Source organism: Pseudomonas sp. S2_A10 (genome assembly GCF_054668465.1).
Genome location: NZ_CP162773.1, coordinates 3,371,966 through 3,388,673, shown reverse-complemented (window position 1 = coordinate 3,388,673; position 16,708 = coordinate 3,371,966). Strand labels below are relative to the sequence as shown.

Below are 16,708 nucleotides of genomic sequence, written 5' to 3'. Positions count from 1 at the left end.
GCGTCCGATTGTTTTTGTTGTCTGGTGATGACGCTCCCTGTGGAGCGCTTTTGTGTGGGAGCTGGCTTGCCAGCGATGGCGTCAGTTCAGCTAACGCTTTCGTTGAATTTGCTGCCGTCATCGCGGGCAAGCCCGCTCCCACAGGGGTACTGGTGTTTCTCAGGTGGGCATCGGATGCAGATCGCAGTTGCGCCCGGCCTTGGCCAGTTGGCCGGGGACATCGTGGCCCAACAGCGCCGGCAAGCCGCGCGAAAGCTTCAGCAGCAGCGGCAAATCGATCCCCGTGGGAATGCCGACTTCAGCGCACAGGTTCACCAGGTCTTCGGTGCAGATATTGCCCGACGCCCCCGGCGCAAACGGACAGCCACCGAGGCCACCCAGCGCCGCATCGAAGCGCCGCGCGCCGGCCTCGTAAGCGGCCAGCACATTGCACAGGCCGAGGCCGCGGGTGTTGTGGAAATGCAGGGTCAGATCGGCCGGCGAAACCCGCTGCAAAACGCGCCGCACCAAGCGATCGACCTGACGCGGATTGGCCATGCCGGTGGTATCGGCGAGGCTGATGCCCTGAATGCCGAGCTCTTGATAAGCGTCGACGATCTGCAGTACGCGATCCTCATCGATCCGGCCTTCGAACGGACAACCGAACGTGGTGGCGATGCTGCCGTTGAGGCGCACACCTGAGCCGCTGACAAACGCAACAATGTCAGCGAATGCCGCCAGCGACTCTTCGCAACGCATGCGCATATTGGCCAGGTTGTGGGTCTGGCTGGCGGACATCACCAGATTCAACTCATCGGCATTCGCTGCCAATGCGCGTTGCGCGCCTTTGAGGTTGGGGATCAACGCCACGTAAATAACACCCGGCTGGCGCTGAATGCCGTTGAACACTTGCTCGCCGTCACGCAGGGCCGGAATGGCTTTGGGCGAGACGAACGAGCCGGCCTCGATGCGGCTGAATCCGGCCTGTGACAATTGATTGATCAGGGCGATCTTGTCAGCGGTTTCCACCCACGTCGGCTCGATCTGCAAACCGTCGCGGGGTGAGACTTCCTGGACGATCAGGGTTTGCGAATAGTCAGTGATCATTGCACCACCCCTTGGTTTTTCAGGCGTTCGATGTCGAGTTCAGTCAGGCCAAGATTGGCGAGAATAGCGTCGGTGTGCTGGCCCAGTTTCGGCCCGGACCAGTTCACTCCGCCGGGGGTCTCCGAGAGTTTGGGGACAATGCCGGGCATCTTCACCGTTGCGCCACCGGGCAACTCGGCATCGAGCAGCATGTCCCGCGCCTGATAGTGCGGATCGGCGACGATATCAGCCACCGAATAGATGCGCCCGGCCGGCACTTCGGCAGCTTCGAGAGCAGCCAGTACCTCGTCGATCGGCAGGCTGCTGGTCCAGTGTGTGATGGCCGCATCGAGCAAACCGCTCTGCGCCGCGCGGCCGTCGTTGTGGGCGAATTCTTCTGCCTCGGCTAGATCAGCGCGGCCGATAGTGTGCATCAGGCGCTTGTAGATCGGGTCGCTGTTGCCGGCAATCACCACATAAGCGCCGTCGGACGTGAGGTAAGTATTGGAGGGCGCGATGCCCGGCAAGGCGCCGCCGCTGCGTTCGCGGACATGGCCGAGCATGTCGTATTCCGGCACCAGACTTTCCATGACGTTGAACACGCTTTCGGCCAGCGACACATCGACGATCTGCCCACCGCCCTGCCCAGTCTTGACCCGCAACAGCGACATCAGCGCACCAATCACCGCGTGCAACGAGGCCAGCGAATCGCCGAGGCTGACGCCGACCCGCGCCGGTGGCGAATCGGGATTGCCGGTGGTGTAGCGGATGCCGCCCATGGCCTCGCCAATCGCACCGAAACCGGGCCGGTCACGGTAAGGGCCGGTCTGGCCGTAGCCGGAGATACGCACCAGGGTCAGGTTCGGATTCAGCGCATGTAGCACGTCCCAACCCAGACCGAGTTTTTCCAGCGCACCGGGGCGCAGGTTTTCAATGATCACGTCGGCGTCGCCGGCCAGTTGCTTGACCAGTTCGATGCCTTCAGCGGATTTCAGATTGAGCGCCAGGGATTTCTTGTTGCGCGATTGCAGGTACCACCACAGCGATGTGCCTTCGTGCAGCTTGCGCCATTTGCGCAGCGGGTCGCCCTGACCCATGGCTTCGATCTTGATCACCTCGGCGCCGAACTCGGCAAGCATGCGCGCGGCAAACGGCGCGGCGATCAGGGTGCCGATCTCGATCACTTTGATTGCACTCAAAGGGGCAGTCATCGCGGGTACCTCTTGTTCTTGGAATATGTCGCCAAGGCTAGAGGAACGATCGTCAGCGAATCCAGCCGTCTCTCGGCAATGGGCGTTCGCGAAATGCGAATGCTCCGCTGTGATTGCGGGGTGAATTCAGGGCCGCCTTCGCGAGCAGGCTCGCTCCCACAAGGATCTGTAGTGGTTTCAGATTCTGTGTTCACACAAGTTCAATGTGGGAGCGAGCCTGCTCGCGAAGAGGCCATCAGCCGCAATGAAGATCTACCGCCCGCGCAAATGCTCAAACAACATCCGGCTCACCGGCGACAACCCTGCCTCATCGCGCACCACCACAATCAGAGCGCGATCCGCCCAGGCATCGGTCAGCGGCACCGCACGCAAGCCCAGTGCCTGACCAAACAACTCATAGGCTCGCTGCGGCAGAATGCCGATGCCCATGTTCGCCTGGACCATCCGGCACACCGCATCGAATCCCGGCACATGAATGCGGATGCGCAGGACTTTGCCGGCCTGCCGCGCCGCCGCATGGGTACGCATGTTGATCGAACTGGCTGCGTGCAAGCCGACGTAATCGCTGTCGAGAGTTTCATCGAAAGTCACCGATGCGCGCGTAGCCAACGGATGCTCCGGGAGCATCACCACCACCAGTTTGTCCTGGCGGTACAACACGCTGTGCAGGCCTTTGGTGTCGCTGTCGTCGGAGCAGATGCCGAGGTCGGCGACGCCATCGAGCACGCCCTGAATCACCCCGGCGCTGGGGCGTTCTTCAAGGTCGGTCTTGACCTGCGGCTGCCGCGCGGAGAAGTCGCGCAAGTCTTCGGGCAGGAACTGAATGATCGCCGAAAGATTGGCCAGCATGCGCACGTAACCGCGCACACCATGGCTGTGCTCACCCAGCTCCAGGCCCATCTTTTCCACATTGAAGAGCATCTGCCGGGCGTGGTGCAGCAGGGTTTCACCGGCCGGCGTAAGGATCATGCCTTTGGCTTGGCGCACGAACAAAGCGATGCCCAGCGCCTCCTCCAACTCCATCAGGCGCTTGCTCGCCGCCGACACCGCGATGGCTTCGCGCGCAGCCGCACGGGTCAACGTACCTTCCTCGTGGACGGCGACGAACAGTTGCAGAGTGATCAGGTCGAGACGGCGGATCAGGCTTTTTTGCAGCATGGTGGGCTCGAAGGCAGGGTTCATCCGAGCCGGCAGGATAGCCCGGTTTTACCGCTGACTGCTCAGTTGCCCATGCTGGCGCGCTGTTTTGTGACAGGCGCGGTCAGCAAGCGAACCAGCTGCGCGCTGTCGTCCCTGCGACCCAACACCAGGATCGAAGAGCCTTGCAGGCAGGCATCGATGGCTGGCCATGAAATGTCCTTCGCGCCCTCGACATCAAACGAATCATCCACTGCACCATCGACCAGAAAGCCTGCCGTCAACAAGCCTCGTGTGCTGCCCGAGGTCTGTCCGACCGCCACAATCCGTTTGCCAGCGATATCATCCAGCGCAAACCCTGCTTGCCAACCTCTCAGGTCGAGTTCATGCAACGTCGGGCTGAGGACAGGGTTGTTGAACGCGTCATCCATTTGGCCGGCGTAGGTAATACCACTGATCAACGCGTGTTGCAGTTTCGTGCCGTCCGTTGACTCGACCGCCGAACCGAGCAGAAGCAGGCGCTGCGCAGTTTGCACAACGATGTCGGTCACGTGGCTTTCGAGCGGCTTGCCATTACGCTGAAGGTTCAATAGCAGTAGGCCCTTTTCGCCGAAGCCTTCTGCAACTTTCCCGTTGTGGTCGAACGCCATGACCAATCCCTGATTGGTTACTTCCGTTTTGCCATGCAGCAGGATCCTCCCATCGTCGAGCTGGATGATCCCGGACAGCGAAATGGCCACCCCTGGCAGCGACAGGGGCAGCCAACCGTTGCTGGCGAACGATAAATCGTCCGAGCCATCGAGATGGAATCGCGTCAGCAAGCCACTACCCTTTTGCGCGGTCACGAACAGCAGCCTGTCCGGCTGCGCAAGCTGCGGATCGGATTTCGCCAGCAGCAGTTGCCCATGGGTGGCACCGAACAGGGAAGGAATACGCATGGGCACAATCCGGTAGCCATTCCTGTCGCCGCCGAAATCAATGTCCGGCGAGCCATCGGGCAAAAACCGGGCGATGACTTGCTGATATTCAAGCGTCTGGTCTTTGACCACGCCAATCACACCGCACATCCAGAATCGTCCGAGCGCATCAACAATCAACGGCCCGCCTTGCGTGAGCGAGCCTGTGCCGAACTGGCCGCTGAGATATCCGCCGGTGCCGAAAGCCGGATCCGGATTGCCATCGGCATCCAGGCGCGCAAGGCCGTAGTACGAATGGCCCGATTGCTCGACGGTAGCGCTGACCATGATCTGCTCCGAAGGCGTGATCGCCACGCCTTTGGCAATGGTCTTGCCCGCTCCGGGGAATTTCAGCGTTCGCAGACCAAAGAGCGCATCCAGCTCCCCGGCTGACTGCACGTTTGGGGACAATGGCGCGATAGATTCCGACATGTTCGTATGCTCCTCAAGAGATCGACGTCGACCCCCTCGTAGCGAGCATTCGACCCCAGGTCGCCACGCCGGACAACTGACAGAAATGACAGTTTTTTAGAAGAAAAAGAAATTACCTACTGTGTAAAAAAGACTGAATGACTGGTAGTTCTTACAGGTTCGAATTCAGGCATGTCATGCCAACCTCAGCGTTCAAATCAGCCATGGACGAGAAGCATGATGAGCACTCGCGACGAGCAAATTTCACAACCGGCCCCGACCATCACTTATCCCGAGGAGGCCAGCACGACGGGACCTGCGACATTGTTGCTCGGCAGCGGCATACCCAATGCTCTTGTGCAGGTCTGGAACATTGAAAACACCCATTCGCTTGGCGAAGGGCTGGTCAGCGCAAATGGACGATGGGCGTTCAGCATCACCGGCGTTCAGGCCCAGGGCCAGCAGAAGATTCACGCCCACCAGACGTATGCAGGCATCACGTCCGAATGGAGCGAAGAGCGCGGATATGAGGTGCGACTGCGGCCCGAGATCGACGTCCCGGTCGTTGTCGAACCGATTGAGGGCGCGCAGGTCGATACGCCTCTGATCTTTTCGGGAGATGTCATGCGAGCCGAGGGTTTCGTCAGTATTTTCGATCTGGACACTGGCCTGGAGATTGCCAGAGCAGCGGTCGAAAGCGACCGGAAATGGCAAACCCCGGCAGCACCCTCCCTGGCGGTCGGGCAGTACCGTATCTCCGCCGTCCACAACATCGCCGGCAAGGTTTCAGATTGGGGCCGTGTGCGGACATTTGCCGTGGTCGCAGAAGCAAGCGAAGGACTTTTCGACTTCGCTCGCCTGCGCGCCTTCATTCAAAACGCATTGCGGAAAATTTCCTCGATCTGGCGCTGATCCGCCGCCCGTGGATTGGTCAGTCCACAGGCGTCCTTCAAGGCGTTGGTGGCGAGCACCGGGATATCGCTGAGTTTCGCGCCCAGCTCACGCAGTCCGCCGGGAATCTCGACGTCCTTGGCAAGGTTGCGAATGGCATTGATCGCCGCCTGTGCGCCCTCCTCCGCGCTGAAACCACGAATATCCGCGCCCATGGCGTGGGCGACATCCCTGAGTCGGTCAGCACAGACCAGCGCATTGAAACTCTGCACATGCGGCAACAGCACGGCATTGCACACGCCGTGGGGCAAGTCGTAGTAGCCGCCGAGCTGATGCGCCATGGCGTGGACAAATCCGAGCGAGGCGTTGTTGAACGCCATGCCGGCGAGGAACTGCGCGTAAGCCATGTTCTCCCGCGCCGCGAGGTCGCTGCCGTCGCGCACAGCCAGACGCAGGTTGCTGCTGATCAGGCTCATGGCCTTCAAAGCGCAGGCGTCGGTGATCGGGTTGGCGGCGGTCGAGACGTAGGCTTCGATAGCGTGGGTCAGTGCATCCATGCCAGTGGCGGCGGTCAGGCCTTTGGGCATCGCGACCATCAGTTCCGGATCGTTGACTGACAGCAGTGGCGTGACGTTGCGGTCGACGATGGCCATTTTCACGTGGCGCGACTCGTCGGTGATGATGCAGAAGCGGGTCATTTCGCTGGCAGTGCCGGCGGTGGTATTGATGGCGATCAGCGGCAATTGCGGCTTGCTGGAGCGGTCGACGCCTTCGTAATCGCCAATCTGCCCGCCATTGGTTGCGCACAGGGCGATGCCCTTGGCGCAATCATGTGGCGAGCCGCCACCCAGCGACACGACGAAATCGCATTTGCTTTCCTTCAGCAGTCCCAGACCGGATTCGACATTGGCCGTGGTCGGGTTCGGTCTGGCGCCATCGAAGATCACCGAATCGATGTCCTGCATCGCCAGTTTCTCGGCGATCATTGCGGCCACGCCCGCCTTGGCCAGCCCGGTATCGGTGACAATCAGCGCCTTGCGAAAGCCATAATTGCGAATCGCGACCATGGCTTCGTCGAGGCAGCCGCTGCCCATGATGTTGACCGCCGGAATGAAGAAGGTGCTGCTCATCGTGTGTCTCCTGACTGGAGCCGGATCGACTGCCTCGATTCGGCGGGTGCGCACAGAATCGACCGATCGGTCACGAGCGATGTTGATCTGGCTCAATGTCCGCTCGTGATAAAGTCGCCGTCCATCTGCCCTTTGTTTTGAGACCGCCCACGCAATGACCGATTTTCTCAATGTCGACGCCACCCTCGAAGACTGGAACGCCTTGCGCGCCGCGAACGATTTTCAGGGTTTGCTGGTGGGCAATGGCGCCAGCCGCGCGGTGTGGGATGACTTCGGCTACGACTCGCTGTTCGAAAACGCCCGTACGGTCGAAGAGAAACCGCTGAGCCCATCGGAACTGGCGGTGTTCGACGCGCTGCAAACCCGCAGCTTCGAGCAAGTGCTGGGCGCCCTGAAAACCACCAGCCGGGTCAACAAGGCCCTGGCGGTCAGCTCGGCGGCGCCGCGCAATCGCTATTACGCAATCAAGGAAGCGCTGATCAACACCGTGCACGCGGTGCACATCCCGTGGCGGCTGGTGCAGCCTTCGACACTGACGGTGCTCAATGCAGAACTGGCGCGCTATCACACGGTGTTCACCACCAACTACGACCTGCTCAATTACTGGGCACTGCAACATCCCGGCGAGACCATCGACGACCTGTTCAACGGCGCCGACGCGAGTTTCGATCTGAGCCAGAGCGCCACCGACAAACCGCGTCTGCTGTACCTGCACGGTGGTCTGCATCTGGTGCGCAATCAGGACGGCACCGCACGCAAACTGACCTCGACCGAGGGCACCCTGCTCGGCAGCTTCGCCATCAACAACACGATCAAGACGCTGGATGACGTGCCGCTGTTCGTCACCGAAGGGCCGAGCGCAGACAAGCTCAAGACCATTCGCAGCTCGGATTATCTGTCGTTCTGCTACGAGCAGTTACTGGCCCATGGCGACAGCCTGTGCATCTTCGGCCACGCGCTGGGCGAGCAGGATGCGCATCTGGTGCGGGCGTTGCGCCTGGCCCGACCGAAGTGCGTGGCGGTCTCGATTTACCCGCGCAGTGCCGCGTTCATCCAGCATCAGAAGCGTCACTACGCCAAGGTGTTTGAAGGTACCGGGGTTGAGTTGCGGTTCTTTGATGCCAAGAGCCATGCGTTGGGTGATCCGAAATTGTCGGTACCGGTTGAGGTATGAAGCAAGATCAAAAGATCGCAGCCTTCGGCAACTCCTACATGGAAATGCATTCCAGGTGTAGGAGCTGCCGAAGGCTGCGATCTTTTGATTTCAAAGGCTCATGCCCTGAGCTCAGAGGACAGGCAGGGTCTTGTCCTTGATGGTTTTCGTCGGGCCGTTGGCCTTCACGCTGGCGATGCCCTTGTCACACGCGCCATCCGATGAATACGACTCGCTGCTGCCGATGATCTGGTGATTGGCCGCCTTCAGGTTGAAGTACGGGTGGCCGTCCTTGGTCGATTTTTTCTCGTAACGTTCGTCCAGCGGGCTGTTGGCCTGCACCGAGGCAATCCCGCCGTCGGCGCCGGCGCGGGTGCTGTAGAGCTCGCTGGTCAGAATCGTTTCGGCGTTCGCCGCTTTCAACACGAACCTGAATTGGCCGTTGCTGCTTTTGCTCACTTCGTACCATCCGGACATGTCTGTTTCTCCTAGGGGCGATTGAGAGATTTCGCGCTTCAGAGTAAAGACCAGCGCCTGCGATCTGTCGCCTGCATCGACTACAAGGTGATTTTCGTACCGAGCAGACCGAGGAAACCGGCCAGCCATTTAGGATGCGCCGGCCAGGCCGGAGCGGTGACAAGATTTCCCTGAACATGGCCGTCGGTCACCGGAATGTCGATATAGGTGCCACCGGCCAGACGCACTTCCGGGGCGCAGGCCGGATACGCGCTGCACTCACGCCCCTTGAGCACACCCGCCGCCGCGAGCAGTTGCGCGCCATGGCAGACCGCGGCAATGGGCTTGCCGGCGGTATCGAAGGCGCGCACCAGTTCGAGGACTTTTTCGTTCAGTCGCAGGTATTCCGGAGCGCGACCGCCGGGAATCAGCAGCGCGTCGTAATCGGCTTCGCGGGCCTTGGCGAAGTCGAAATTGAGCGCGAACAGGTGACCGGGTTTTTCGCTGTAGGTCTGATCACCTTCAAAATCATGAATCGCCGTGCGCACGGTGCTGCCGGCGGACTTGTCCGGGCACACGGCGTGGACCGTGTGGCCGACCATCTGCAGGGCCTGGAACGGCACCATCACTTCGTAGTCTTCGACGTAATCGCCGACCAGCATCAGGATCTTTTTCGCGGCCATGGGAAAACTCCTCGGGGAAAGGTCTGGGAGTATTCAAGGTAGACCGTATCCAAGGGTTGCGGTAATTCCAGGCTTACTACGCTCGATCGCGATAAATGTAGGAGCCGCCGAAGGCTGCGATCTTTTGATCTTGCATTTAAATAATCAGGATCAAAAGATCGCAGCCTTCGGCGGCTCCTACAGGGGTGTATTTCAGGCTATCAGGCGAGAAAACCGTCAGCGCGCAGCAGGGTTTCCAGGCAGTGTTCGCTGATGTGATAGAACGCTTTCAGCTCTTCGATCTTTGCCAACAATTGCGCTGGATTAACCGGCTCGGCGCGTTTCACCGCGAGAATCATCTTGTTCTTGTTGGTGTGTTCCAGCGAGATGAACTCGAAGACTTTGGTCTCGTAACCACAGGCTTCGAGGAACAGTGCACGCAAGCTGTCGGTGACCATTTCCGCCTGCTGGCCGAGGTGCAAGCCGTATTGCAGCATCGGTTTGAGCAGCGCCGGGCTCTGGATCTGCAGGCGGATCTGTTTGTGGCAGCACGGCGAGCACATGATGATCGACGCACCCGAGCGGATGCCGGTGTGAATCGCGTAATCGGTGGCGATGTCGCAGGCATGCAGGGCGATCATCACGTCCAGCTCACTCGGCGCCACTGTGCGCACGTCACCGCACTTGAACACCAGCCCCGGATGCTCGAGCTTGCTCGCTGCGGCGTTGCACAGGGTGACCATTTCTTCGCGCAGCTCGACGCCAGTGACTTCGCCCTCGGCCTTGAGCGTGTTGCGCAGGTAGTCGTGAATGGCGAACGTCAGGTAGCCCTTGCCCGAACCGAAATCGGCGACCCGCACCGGTTTGTCCAGCGCCAGCGGCGACGAGGTCAGGGCATGGCTGAACACTTCGATGAACTTGTTGATCTGCTTCCACTTGCGCGACATCGCCGGGATCAGCTCGTGTTGTGCATTGGTCACGCCCAGGTCCTTGAGGAACGGACGGCTCAATTCGAGGAAGCGGTTTTTCTCACGGTTGTGCTCGGCGGACGGCGCTTCACGCAATTGCTGAGGTTTGCTCTTGAACAGCGAACTCTTGCCCTTTTTGCTGTATTCCAGCTGCGCTTCGTCGGTCAGCGCCAGTAAATGAGCATTTTTGAACGAGGCCGGCAGCAGCCCGGCGATCAGCGCCACGCCTTCGCTCAGCGGCAGATTTTTGGTGATGTCGCGGGTCTTGTAGCGATAAACGAATGACAGGCACGGCTGCGCCTTGACCGTCACCGGTTTGATGATGACCCGTTGCAGATCCGCCTCTTCACCGACGTACTTGGCCAGCACCAGTTTGATGAAACCGCTGTCGTCGAGGCTGGCTTGCAGCAGCTCGATGAACTGGGCGTGGTGATCGGCGGCCGGTTTGGCGGACGGCGCGGAAGCAGCGGAAACGGACATGGACAAACGGCCTCGGACGGGCGGAATCGGGAATGGCGGGTATTTTAGGGGGGATGGGGGTTGGGGACACCCTCTTATTTACCCAACGGCAAAATCCATGACAACGACCTTTGTGGCGAGGGGATTTATCCCCGATGGCGCGCGAAGCGGCCCTCTGTGTTCGGCCCGTCAAACCACGCGCGCAGGTGTTGCGACTGCTACGCAGCCGATCGGGGATAAATCCCCTCGCCACAGAGGCCAAATATGCGCGACTGCGTCAGCCCAACACCACCAACCGATTCGGCAACTCGTTCCGCACCTGCGTCACCGGCACGTGCACCTTCAACAACTCGCCACACGCCTCCACGCAAGTGACAAACCCTTCCAGCGTGCGGCCCTGGCGGACCTGTTCGATGAACGCTGCGACAATCGCGTCCCAGTTGCTGTTATCCAGCCGTTTGGAAATCCCCTCGTCCACCAGAATCTCCACATAGCGCTCAGCCTCGCAGACAAAAATCAGCATGCCGGTGCTGCCCACGGTGTGGTGCAGGTTCTGTTCGAGAAACTGCCGCCGCGCCAGGTTGGAGGCGCGCCAGTGGCGCACGCGGCGCGGGACCAGATGCGTGGTGATTTTCGGCAGACGAAACAGCAGGCACAGGACGATGAACATGCCCCATTGCACCAGCAGCAGACTGCGCAGGGTCAGCCAGCCCGTGAGGTAGTGGACGATGCCCGGCAACACCAGCGCCAGCAGACTGGCCCAGAGCAGCGGGATGTACGCGTAGTCATCGGCGCGGGCAGCGAGCACCGTGACCAGTTCGGCGTCGGTGTCGCGTTCGACCCGGGCGATGGCCTCGGCGACTTTGCGTTGTTCGTGTTCAGTCAGTAATGCCATGTCGAAAAGTGCCTGCTCATTATTCTTTTGATCTCACCAGCCGCCGGACGAACCGCCGCCGCCGAAACTGCCCCCGCCACCGCTGAAGCCGCCACCGCCACCGCCGCCGAATCCGCCGCCTCCGCCAAAGCCGCCCCCTCCTCCGGAGCCACCCCGGCCGGCAGGCAGGATACCGAGCATCTGGCAGACAAACACCGTCAGGATGAACAACATCACCAGAAACATGAACAGCGCCGGATGCCGTGAGATGAAATCATCCGCCGGGTCGCCGCTGGATTCGTACACGGTCGACGGTTCGTCCAGCGGATTGCCACCGAGCACCACCAGCATCGCCGCAACGCCGTCGCTGATGCCTTTGCTGAAATTGCCGGACTTGAACGCCGGCGTGATGACCTGATGAATGATCACCGACGACTGCGCATCGGTCAGGCGATCCTCCAGGCCATAGCCGACTTCGATGCGCAGTTTGCGCTCGTCACGGGCGACGATCAGCAAGGCGCCGTTGTTCTTGTCTTTCTGACCGATGCCCCAGTGCCGACCGAGCTGAACGCCGAAATCCTCGATGGTGGTGCCCTGCAGATCGGGCAACGTGACCACCACCAATTGCTCGCCGGTGGCCTGTTCGTGCGCCTGCAATTGCTGGCTCAGTTGCGCGCGAATCGATGGCTCGAGCATCTGCGCCTGATCGACCACGCGCCCGCTCAGCGGCGGAAACGTCAGTTCGGCCCGGGCGCTGACGGCGAACAGCCAGAGCATCAGCACCAGGCCCAGTTTCAACACACGCATGGGCAACCTCGAATCAGAATTTCACTTCCGGGGCCTTCTCCGCGCCGGGCGTGGTGGCTTCGAAGGTTTCGCGCATCGGCAGATCGCTGTACATCACGCTGTGCCACAGGCGACCGGGGAAGGTGCGGATCTCGGTGTTGTACTTCTGCACCGCCAGAATGAAGTCGCGACGCGCCACGGCGATGCGGTTTTCCGTGCCTTCAAGTTGCGACTGCAAGGCGAGGAAGTTCTGGTTGGCCTTCAGATCCGGATAGCGCTCGGAGACCACCATCAAACGGCTCAATGCGCCGGTCAGTTGATCCTGCGCCTGCTGGAACTGCTTGAGCTTCTCGGGATTGTCGAGGGTGCTGGCATCAACCTGAATCGACGTCGCCTTGGCCCGCGCTTCAATCACGGCGGTCAGGGTTTCCTGCTCATGGGCGGCATAGCCCTTCACGGTTTCCACCAGATTGGGGATCAGGTCGGCGCGGCGCTGATACTGGTTCTGCACCTGGCCCCAGGCGGCTTTGACCTGTTCGTCGAGGGTCGGGATATTGTTGATGCCGCACGCGGTCAACAGCGTGGCGAACACCAGCAACGTGGCGATCTGTAGCCGTGAACGGGAGGTTGAGCTGATATTCATTGCAGTGATGCTCCATGACACATTTGATTTAAAAACCGAGCGCTGGGCATTCCCGGCCAGCGGTTGGGGCATAATCGGCGCCGCCACTGGCATGCGACGGGTTAATCGGCTAAAAAGTGCCCTTCGCGTTCACGTTGCCGCTGTCGGCTGCGGTTTTCCGGCTCAGGATTTTGCGCCGGCACCCGAACAACAATAGTCGCTCCCTACATTTTGGCTGGCCGGTGTTACATCACCGTTTGGGCTCTAGAGAAAAAATTCATGAAGAAGCTGTGTTTGCTGGGTCTGTTCGTCAGCCTGGCCAGTCATCAGGTACTGGCCGCCACGACCCCGGTACCTTTGGAAAACAAGGACGCTTTCATCAGCAACCTGATGAAACAAATGACCCTCGACGAGAAGATCGGCCAGTTGCGCCTGATCAGCATCGGCCCGGAAATGCCCCGCGAGCTGATCCGCAAGGAAATTGCCGGCGGCAACATCGGCGGCACGTTCAACTCGATCACCCGCGCGGAAAACCGTCCGATGCAGGACGCGGCCATGCGCAGTCGCCTGAAGATTCCGATGTTTTTCGCGTACGACGTGATCCACGGTCACCGTACGATTTTCCCTATTCCGCTGGCCCTTGCGTCGAGCTGGGACATGGACGCCATCGGCCAGTCCGGTCGCGTTGCGGCTAAAGAAGCCGCCGCTGACAGCCTCGACATCACCTTCGCGCCGATGGTGGATATCTCCCGCGATCCGCGCTGGGGCCGCAGCTCCGAAGGTTTCGGCGAAGACACTTACCTGACCTCGCGCATCGCCAAAGTCATGGTCAAGGCCTATCAGGGCGAGACCCCAAGCGCCGCCGACAGCATCATGGCCAGCGTCAAGCACTTCGCCCTTTACGGCGCGGTCGAGGGCGGCCGCGACTACAACACCGTCGACATGAGCCCGGTGAAGATGTACCAGGATTATCTGCCGCCCTACCGCGCCGCGATCGATGCCGGTGCTGGCGGTGTGATGGTGGCGTTGAACTCGATCAACGGCATTCCGGCCACGGCCAACACCTGGCTGATGAACGACCTGCTGCGCAAGGACTGGGGCTTCAAAGGTCTGGCGGTCAGCGATCATGGCGCGATCTTCGAACTGATCAAGCACGGCGTCGCCCGCGACGGTCGCGAAGCGGCGAAGCTGGCGATCAAGGCGGGCATCGACATGAGCATGAACGACACCCTCTACGGCAAAGAGCTGCCGGGGCTGCTCAAGTCCGGCGAGATCGAACAGAAAGACATCGACAACGCTGTGCGCGAAGTGCTCGCGGCCAAGTACGACATGGGCCTGTTCAAGGACCCGTACCTGCGCATCGGCAAGGCCGAGGATGACCCGGCCGATACCTACGCCGAAAGCCGCCTGCATCGCGCTGAGGCCCGCGAAGTGGCACGTCGCAGTCTGGTGCTGCTGAAGAACCACAACGAAACCCTGCCGCTGAAGAAAGACGCGAAAATCGCGCTGGTCGGCCCATTGGCGAAAGCGCCGATCGACATGATGGGCAGCTGGGCCGCCGCCGGGCGCCCGGCGCAATCGGTCACTTTGTTCGATGGCATGAATTCAGTGATCGGCGACAAGGCCAACCTGATCTACGCCCGTGGCGCCAACATCACGGGCGACAAGAAGGTCCTCGACTACCTGAACTTCCTCAACTTCGATGCCCCGGAAGTGGTCGATGACCCGCGCCCGGCCAGCGTGCTGATCGACGAAGCGGTGAAAGCGGCGAAGGATGCTGACGTGATCGTTGCAGCGGTGGGCGAGTCCCGTGGCATGTCCCACGAATCCTCGAGCCGCACCGACCTGAACATCCCGGAAACCCAGCGCGAATTGATCCGCGCGCTGAAAGCCACCGGCAAGCCGTTGGTGCTGGTGTTGATGAACGGCCGTCCGCTGACGATTCTCGAAGAGAACCAGTCGGCCGATGCGATTCTGGAAACCTGGTTCAGCGGCACCGAGGGCGGCAACGCCATCGCCGACGTGCTGTTCGGCGACTACAACCCGTCGGGCAAACTGCCGGTGACCTTCCCGCGTTCCGTGGGCCAGATCCCGACCTACTACAACCACCTGAGCATCGGCCGGCCGTTCACGCCGGGCAAACCGGGCAACTACACCTCGCAGTATTTCGATGACACCACCGGCCCGCTGTTTCCGTTCGGTTATGGTCTGAGCTACACCACCTTCGCCCTGAGCGATATGGCGCTGTCATCGACCACCCTGAACGCCAGCGGCAAGCTCGACGCCAGCGTCATGGTCAAGAACACCGGCAAGCGTGACGGCGAAACCGTGGTGCAGTTGTACATCCAGGACGTCACCGGTTCGATGATTCGCCCGGTGAAAGAACTGAAGAACTTCCAGAAGATCATGCTCAAGGCCGGCGAACAGAAGGTCGTGCACTTCACCATCACCGAGGAAGACCTGAAGTTCTACAACGCCCAGCTCAAATACGCAGCCGAGCCTGGCAAGTTCAACGTGCAGATCGGCCTGGATTCGCAGGCGGTGACGCAGCAGAGCTTTGAATTGCTGTAACAGCAAGCACACCGCCCCCCCTGCACTGATCGTTCCCACGCTCTGCGTGGGAATGCAGCCCGTGACGCTCCGCGTCCAGTGACGCGGAGCGTCCCTAGAGGCATTCCCACGCGGAGCGTGGGAACGATCAAATGACACACCGCTTTCGCGAGCAGGCTCGCTCCCACATTGGATTCAGGGTGTATTCAAAATCGTGGTTATCCGCGTCTATCGAGAATATTCACCACCAACCGATCCACCCAGCCCCACACCCGCTGCTTGACCCGCCGCCACAACGGTCGGCGCCGCCATTCCTCCAGGCTCACCAGCTGACTCAAGCCGAAGTCCTTCACAAAGCTCGCCTCCACCGCTGCCGTCAACGCCGGGTCCAGCGCTTCCAGATTCGCCTCCAGATTGAAGCGCAGATTCCAGTGATCGAAGTTGCACGAACCGATGCTTACCCATTCGTCGACCAGAACCATTTTCAGGTGCAGGAAGCACGGCTGGTATTCGAAGATCTGCACCCCGGCCTTGAGCAGGCGCGGGTAGTAGCGATGGCCGGCGTAGCGCACTGACGGGTGATCGGTGCGCGGCCCGGTCAGCAGCAAGCGCACATCGACGCCGCGCGCGGCAGCCTTGCGCAGCGAGCGGCGGATTTTCCAGGTCGGCAGGAAGTACGGCGTGGCCATCCAGATGCGTTTTTGCCCGCTGTTCAACGCACGGAACAACGACTGCAAAATGTCGCGATGTTGACGGGCATCGGCATACGCCACGCGGCCCATGCCTTCGCCCTTGTCCGGTACGCGGGGCAGGCGCGGCAAGCCGAAATGCGCCGCCGGGCGCCAGGCGCGGCGGTAACGGTTGGCGATCCACTGGCGATCAAACAGCAATTGCCAATCGATCACCAATGGGCCGCTGATCTCGACCATCACTTCGTGCCACTCGCTGACATCATGGCCCGGCGTCCAGAATTCATCGGTCACGCCGGTGCCGCCGACCACGGCCAGGCATTGGTCGACCAGCAGCAACTTGCGGTGGTCGCGATAGAAATTGCCGACCCAGCGCCGCCAGCTCAGGCGATTGTAGAAACGCAGCTCGACCCCGGCCTGAGTCAGGCGCTGGCGCAGGTGCAGCGTGAACGCGAGGCTGCCGTAATCATCGAACAGGCAACGCACGCGCACTCCGCGCTCGGCCGCCGCGACCAGCGCCTGGACGATGGCTTCGGCGCAGGCGCCGGCCTCGACCAGGTACAGCTCCAGTTCGATCTGCTCTGTAGCTCCAGCGATGTGCTCGAGCATGCGCGGAAAGAACTGCGGGCCGTCGATCAACAGTTCGAAACGGTTGCCGTCACGCCAGGGGAACACCGCACCGCGCATG

General features: G+C 60.9%; 15 protein-coding genes. 3 read left to right on the top strand and 12 right to left on the bottom strand.

Annotated elements, in window-relative coordinates; translation table 11 throughout:
• Positions 1-159 precede the first annotated feature (159 nt).
• The 4 genes from AB4N41_RS15235 to AB4N41_RS15220 all read right to left on the bottom strand — a co-directional run bounded on the left by AB4N41_RS15235 (position 160) and on the right by AB4N41_RS15220 (position 4,801).
• Positions 160-1,086 carry a hydroxymethylglutaryl-CoA lyase gene (locus tag AB4N41_RS15235; protein WP_056783466.1) on the bottom strand — a complete coding sequence of 309 codons (927 nt, stop codon included), beginning with the start codon at positions 1,084-1,086 and terminating at the stop codon, positions 160-162.
• Positions 1,083-2,276: a CaiB/BaiF CoA transferase family protein gene (locus tag AB4N41_RS15230; RefSeq protein WP_252877628.1), complete on the bottom strand. Its 1,194-nt coding sequence runs from the start codon at positions 2,274-2,276 to the stop codon at positions 1,083-1,085. Before AB4N41_RS15230 ends, AB4N41_RS15235 begins: the two co-directional genes overlap by 4 nt.
• Before the next feature lie 252 nt (positions 2,277-2,528).
• The gene (locus tag AB4N41_RS15225; RefSeq protein WP_122505788.1) at positions 2,529-3,434 is read right to left on the bottom strand and encodes a LysR family transcriptional regulator; all 906 of its coding nucleotides are present in this window, start codon (positions 3,432-3,434) and stop codon (positions 2,529-2,531) included.
• Between the two features lie 62 nt (positions 3,435-3,496).
• Complete coding sequence (locus AB4N41_RS15220; RefSeq protein WP_252877627.1) at positions 3,497-4,801, bottom strand: NHL repeat-containing protein; 1,305 nt, start codon at positions 4,799-4,801, stop codon at positions 3,497-3,499.
• A 216-nt stretch (positions 4,802-5,017) separates the two neighbouring features.
• On the opposite strand from AB4N41_RS15220, the gene AB4N41_RS15215 reads away from it, so the two are divergent.
• Entirely contained in the window at positions 5,018-5,692 is a 675-nt protein-coding gene (locus tag AB4N41_RS15215) for a hypothetical protein (RefSeq protein WP_252877626.1), read from the top strand.
• On the opposite strand, the gene yiaY is transcribed toward AB4N41_RS15215, so the two are convergent.
• The gene (gene yiaY / locus AB4N41_RS15210; protein WP_150636475.1) at positions 5,653-6,801 is read right to left on the bottom strand and encodes an L-threonine dehydrogenase; all 1,149 of its coding nucleotides are present in this window, start codon (positions 6,799-6,801) and stop codon (positions 5,653-5,655) included. The genes AB4N41_RS15215 and yiaY overlap by 40 nt on opposite strands.
• Positions 6,802-6,955: 154 nt before the next feature.
• Between yiaY and AB4N41_RS15205 the strand changes: the two genes are divergently transcribed.
• Positions 6,956-7,975, top strand: a complete 1,020-nt coding sequence (locus tag AB4N41_RS15205; protein ID WP_252877625.1) for a DUF4917 family protein — start codon at positions 6,956-6,958, stop codon at positions 7,973-7,975.
• A 111-nt stretch (positions 7,976-8,086) separates the two neighbouring features.
• Here the strand turns inward: AB4N41_RS15205 and AB4N41_RS15200 are convergent, their stop codons facing one another.
• From AB4N41_RS15200 to AB4N41_RS15175, 6 genes are all read right to left on the bottom strand, one after another.
• Positions 8,087-8,431 carry a YegP family protein gene (locus AB4N41_RS15200; RefSeq protein WP_076566339.1) on the bottom strand — a complete coding sequence of 115 codons (345 nt, stop codon included), beginning with the start codon at positions 8,429-8,431 and terminating at the stop codon, positions 8,087-8,089.
• An 80-nt stretch (positions 8,432-8,511) separates the two neighbouring features.
• On the bottom strand, positions 8,512-9,093 hold the full coding sequence (locus AB4N41_RS15195; RefSeq protein ID WP_460137848.1) for a DJ-1/PfpI family protein: 582 nt from the start codon (positions 9,091-9,093) through the stop codon (positions 8,512-8,514).
• A 200-nt stretch (positions 9,094-9,293) separates the two neighbouring features.
• Complete coding sequence (locus tag AB4N41_RS15190) at positions 9,294-10,520, bottom strand: class I SAM-dependent methyltransferase (protein WP_252868929.1); 1,227 nt, start codon at positions 10,518-10,520, stop codon at positions 9,294-9,296.
• 256 nt (positions 10,521-10,776) lie between these two features.
• On the bottom strand, positions 10,777-11,394 hold the full coding sequence (locus AB4N41_RS15185) for a TPM domain-containing protein (RefSeq protein ID WP_252877623.1): 618 nt from the start codon (positions 11,392-11,394) through the stop codon (positions 10,777-10,779).
• Positions 11,395-11,427: 33 nt separating this feature from the next.
• The gene (locus tag AB4N41_RS15180) at positions 11,428-12,180 is read right to left on the bottom strand and encodes a TPM domain-containing protein (RefSeq protein WP_252877622.1); all 753 of its coding nucleotides are present in this window, start codon (positions 12,178-12,180) and stop codon (positions 11,428-11,430) included.
• Positions 12,181-12,193: 13 nt separating this feature from the next.
• On the bottom strand, positions 12,194-12,802 hold the full coding sequence (locus AB4N41_RS15175) for a LemA family protein (RefSeq protein ID WP_095180575.1): 609 nt from the start codon (positions 12,800-12,802) through the stop codon (positions 12,194-12,196).
• Positions 12,803-13,060: 258 nt separating this feature from the next.
• Between AB4N41_RS15175 and bglX the strand changes: the two genes are divergently transcribed.
• Positions 13,061-15,352, top strand: a complete 2,292-nt coding sequence (gene bglX, locus AB4N41_RS15170) for a beta-glucosidase BglX (protein ID WP_252877621.1) — start codon at positions 13,061-13,063, stop codon at positions 15,350-15,352.
• Positions 15,353-15,549: 197 nt separating this feature from the next.
• Here the strand turns inward: bglX and AB4N41_RS15165 are convergent, their stop codons facing one another.
• Positions 15,550-16,707, bottom strand: a complete 1,158-nt coding sequence (locus AB4N41_RS15165; RefSeq protein ID WP_252877620.1) for a phospholipase D-like domain-containing protein — start codon at positions 16,705-16,707, stop codon at positions 15,550-15,552.
• Between the last annotated feature and the right edge of the window lies 1 nt (position 16,708).

Coding starts and splice junctions, on each gene's coding strand:
- AB4N41_RS15235 (WP_056783466.1), bottom strand. CDS start 1,086: ATGATCACTGACTATTCGCAAACCCTGATCGTCCAGGAAGTCTCACCC.
- AB4N41_RS15230 (WP_252877628.1), bottom strand. CDS start 2,276: ATGACTGCCCCTTTGAGTGCAATCAAAGTGATCGAGATCGGCACCCTG.
- AB4N41_RS15225 (WP_122505788.1), bottom strand. CDS start 3,434: ATGCTGCAAAAAAGCCTGATCCGCCGTCTCGACCTGATCACTCTGCAA.
- AB4N41_RS15220 (WP_252877627.1), bottom strand. CDS start 4,801: ATGTCGGAATCTATCGCGCCATTGTCCCCAAACGTGCAGTCAGCCGGG.
- AB4N41_RS15215 (WP_252877626.1), top strand. CDS start 5,018: ATGATGAGCACTCGCGACGAGCAAATTTCACAACCGGCCCCGACCATC.
- yiaY (WP_150636475.1), bottom strand. CDS start 6,801: ATGAGCAGCACCTTCTTCATTCCGGCGGTCAACATCATGGGCAGCGGC.
- AB4N41_RS15205 (WP_252877625.1), top strand. CDS start 6,956: ATGACCGATTTTCTCAATGTCGACGCCACCCTCGAAGACTGGAACGCC.
- AB4N41_RS15200 (WP_076566339.1), bottom strand. CDS start 8,431: ATGTCCGGATGGTACGAAGTGAGCAAAAGCAGCAACGGCCAATTCAGG.
- AB4N41_RS15195 (WP_460137848.1), bottom strand. CDS start 9,093: ATGGCCGCGAAAAAGATCCTGATGCTGGTCGGCGATTACGTCGAAGAC.
- AB4N41_RS15190 (WP_252868929.1), bottom strand. CDS start 10,520: ATGTCCGTTTCCGCTGCTTCCGCGCCGTCCGCCAAACCGGCCGCCGAT.
- AB4N41_RS15185 (WP_252877623.1), bottom strand. CDS start 11,394: ATGGCATTACTGACTGAACACGAACAACGCAAAGTCGCCGAGGCCATC.
- AB4N41_RS15180 (WP_252877622.1), bottom strand. CDS start 12,180: ATGCGTGTGTTGAAACTGGGCCTGGTGCTGATGCTCTGGCTGTTCGCC.
- AB4N41_RS15175 (WP_095180575.1), bottom strand. CDS start 12,802: ATGAATATCAGCTCAACCTCCCGTTCACGGCTACAGATCGCCACGTTG.
- bglX (WP_252877621.1), top strand. CDS start 13,061: ATGAAGAAGCTGTGTTTGCTGGGTCTGTTCGTCAGCCTGGCCAGTCAT.
- AB4N41_RS15165 (WP_252877620.1), bottom strand. CDS start 16,707: ATGCGCGGTGCGGTGTTCCCCTGGCGTGACGGCAACCGTTTCGAACTG.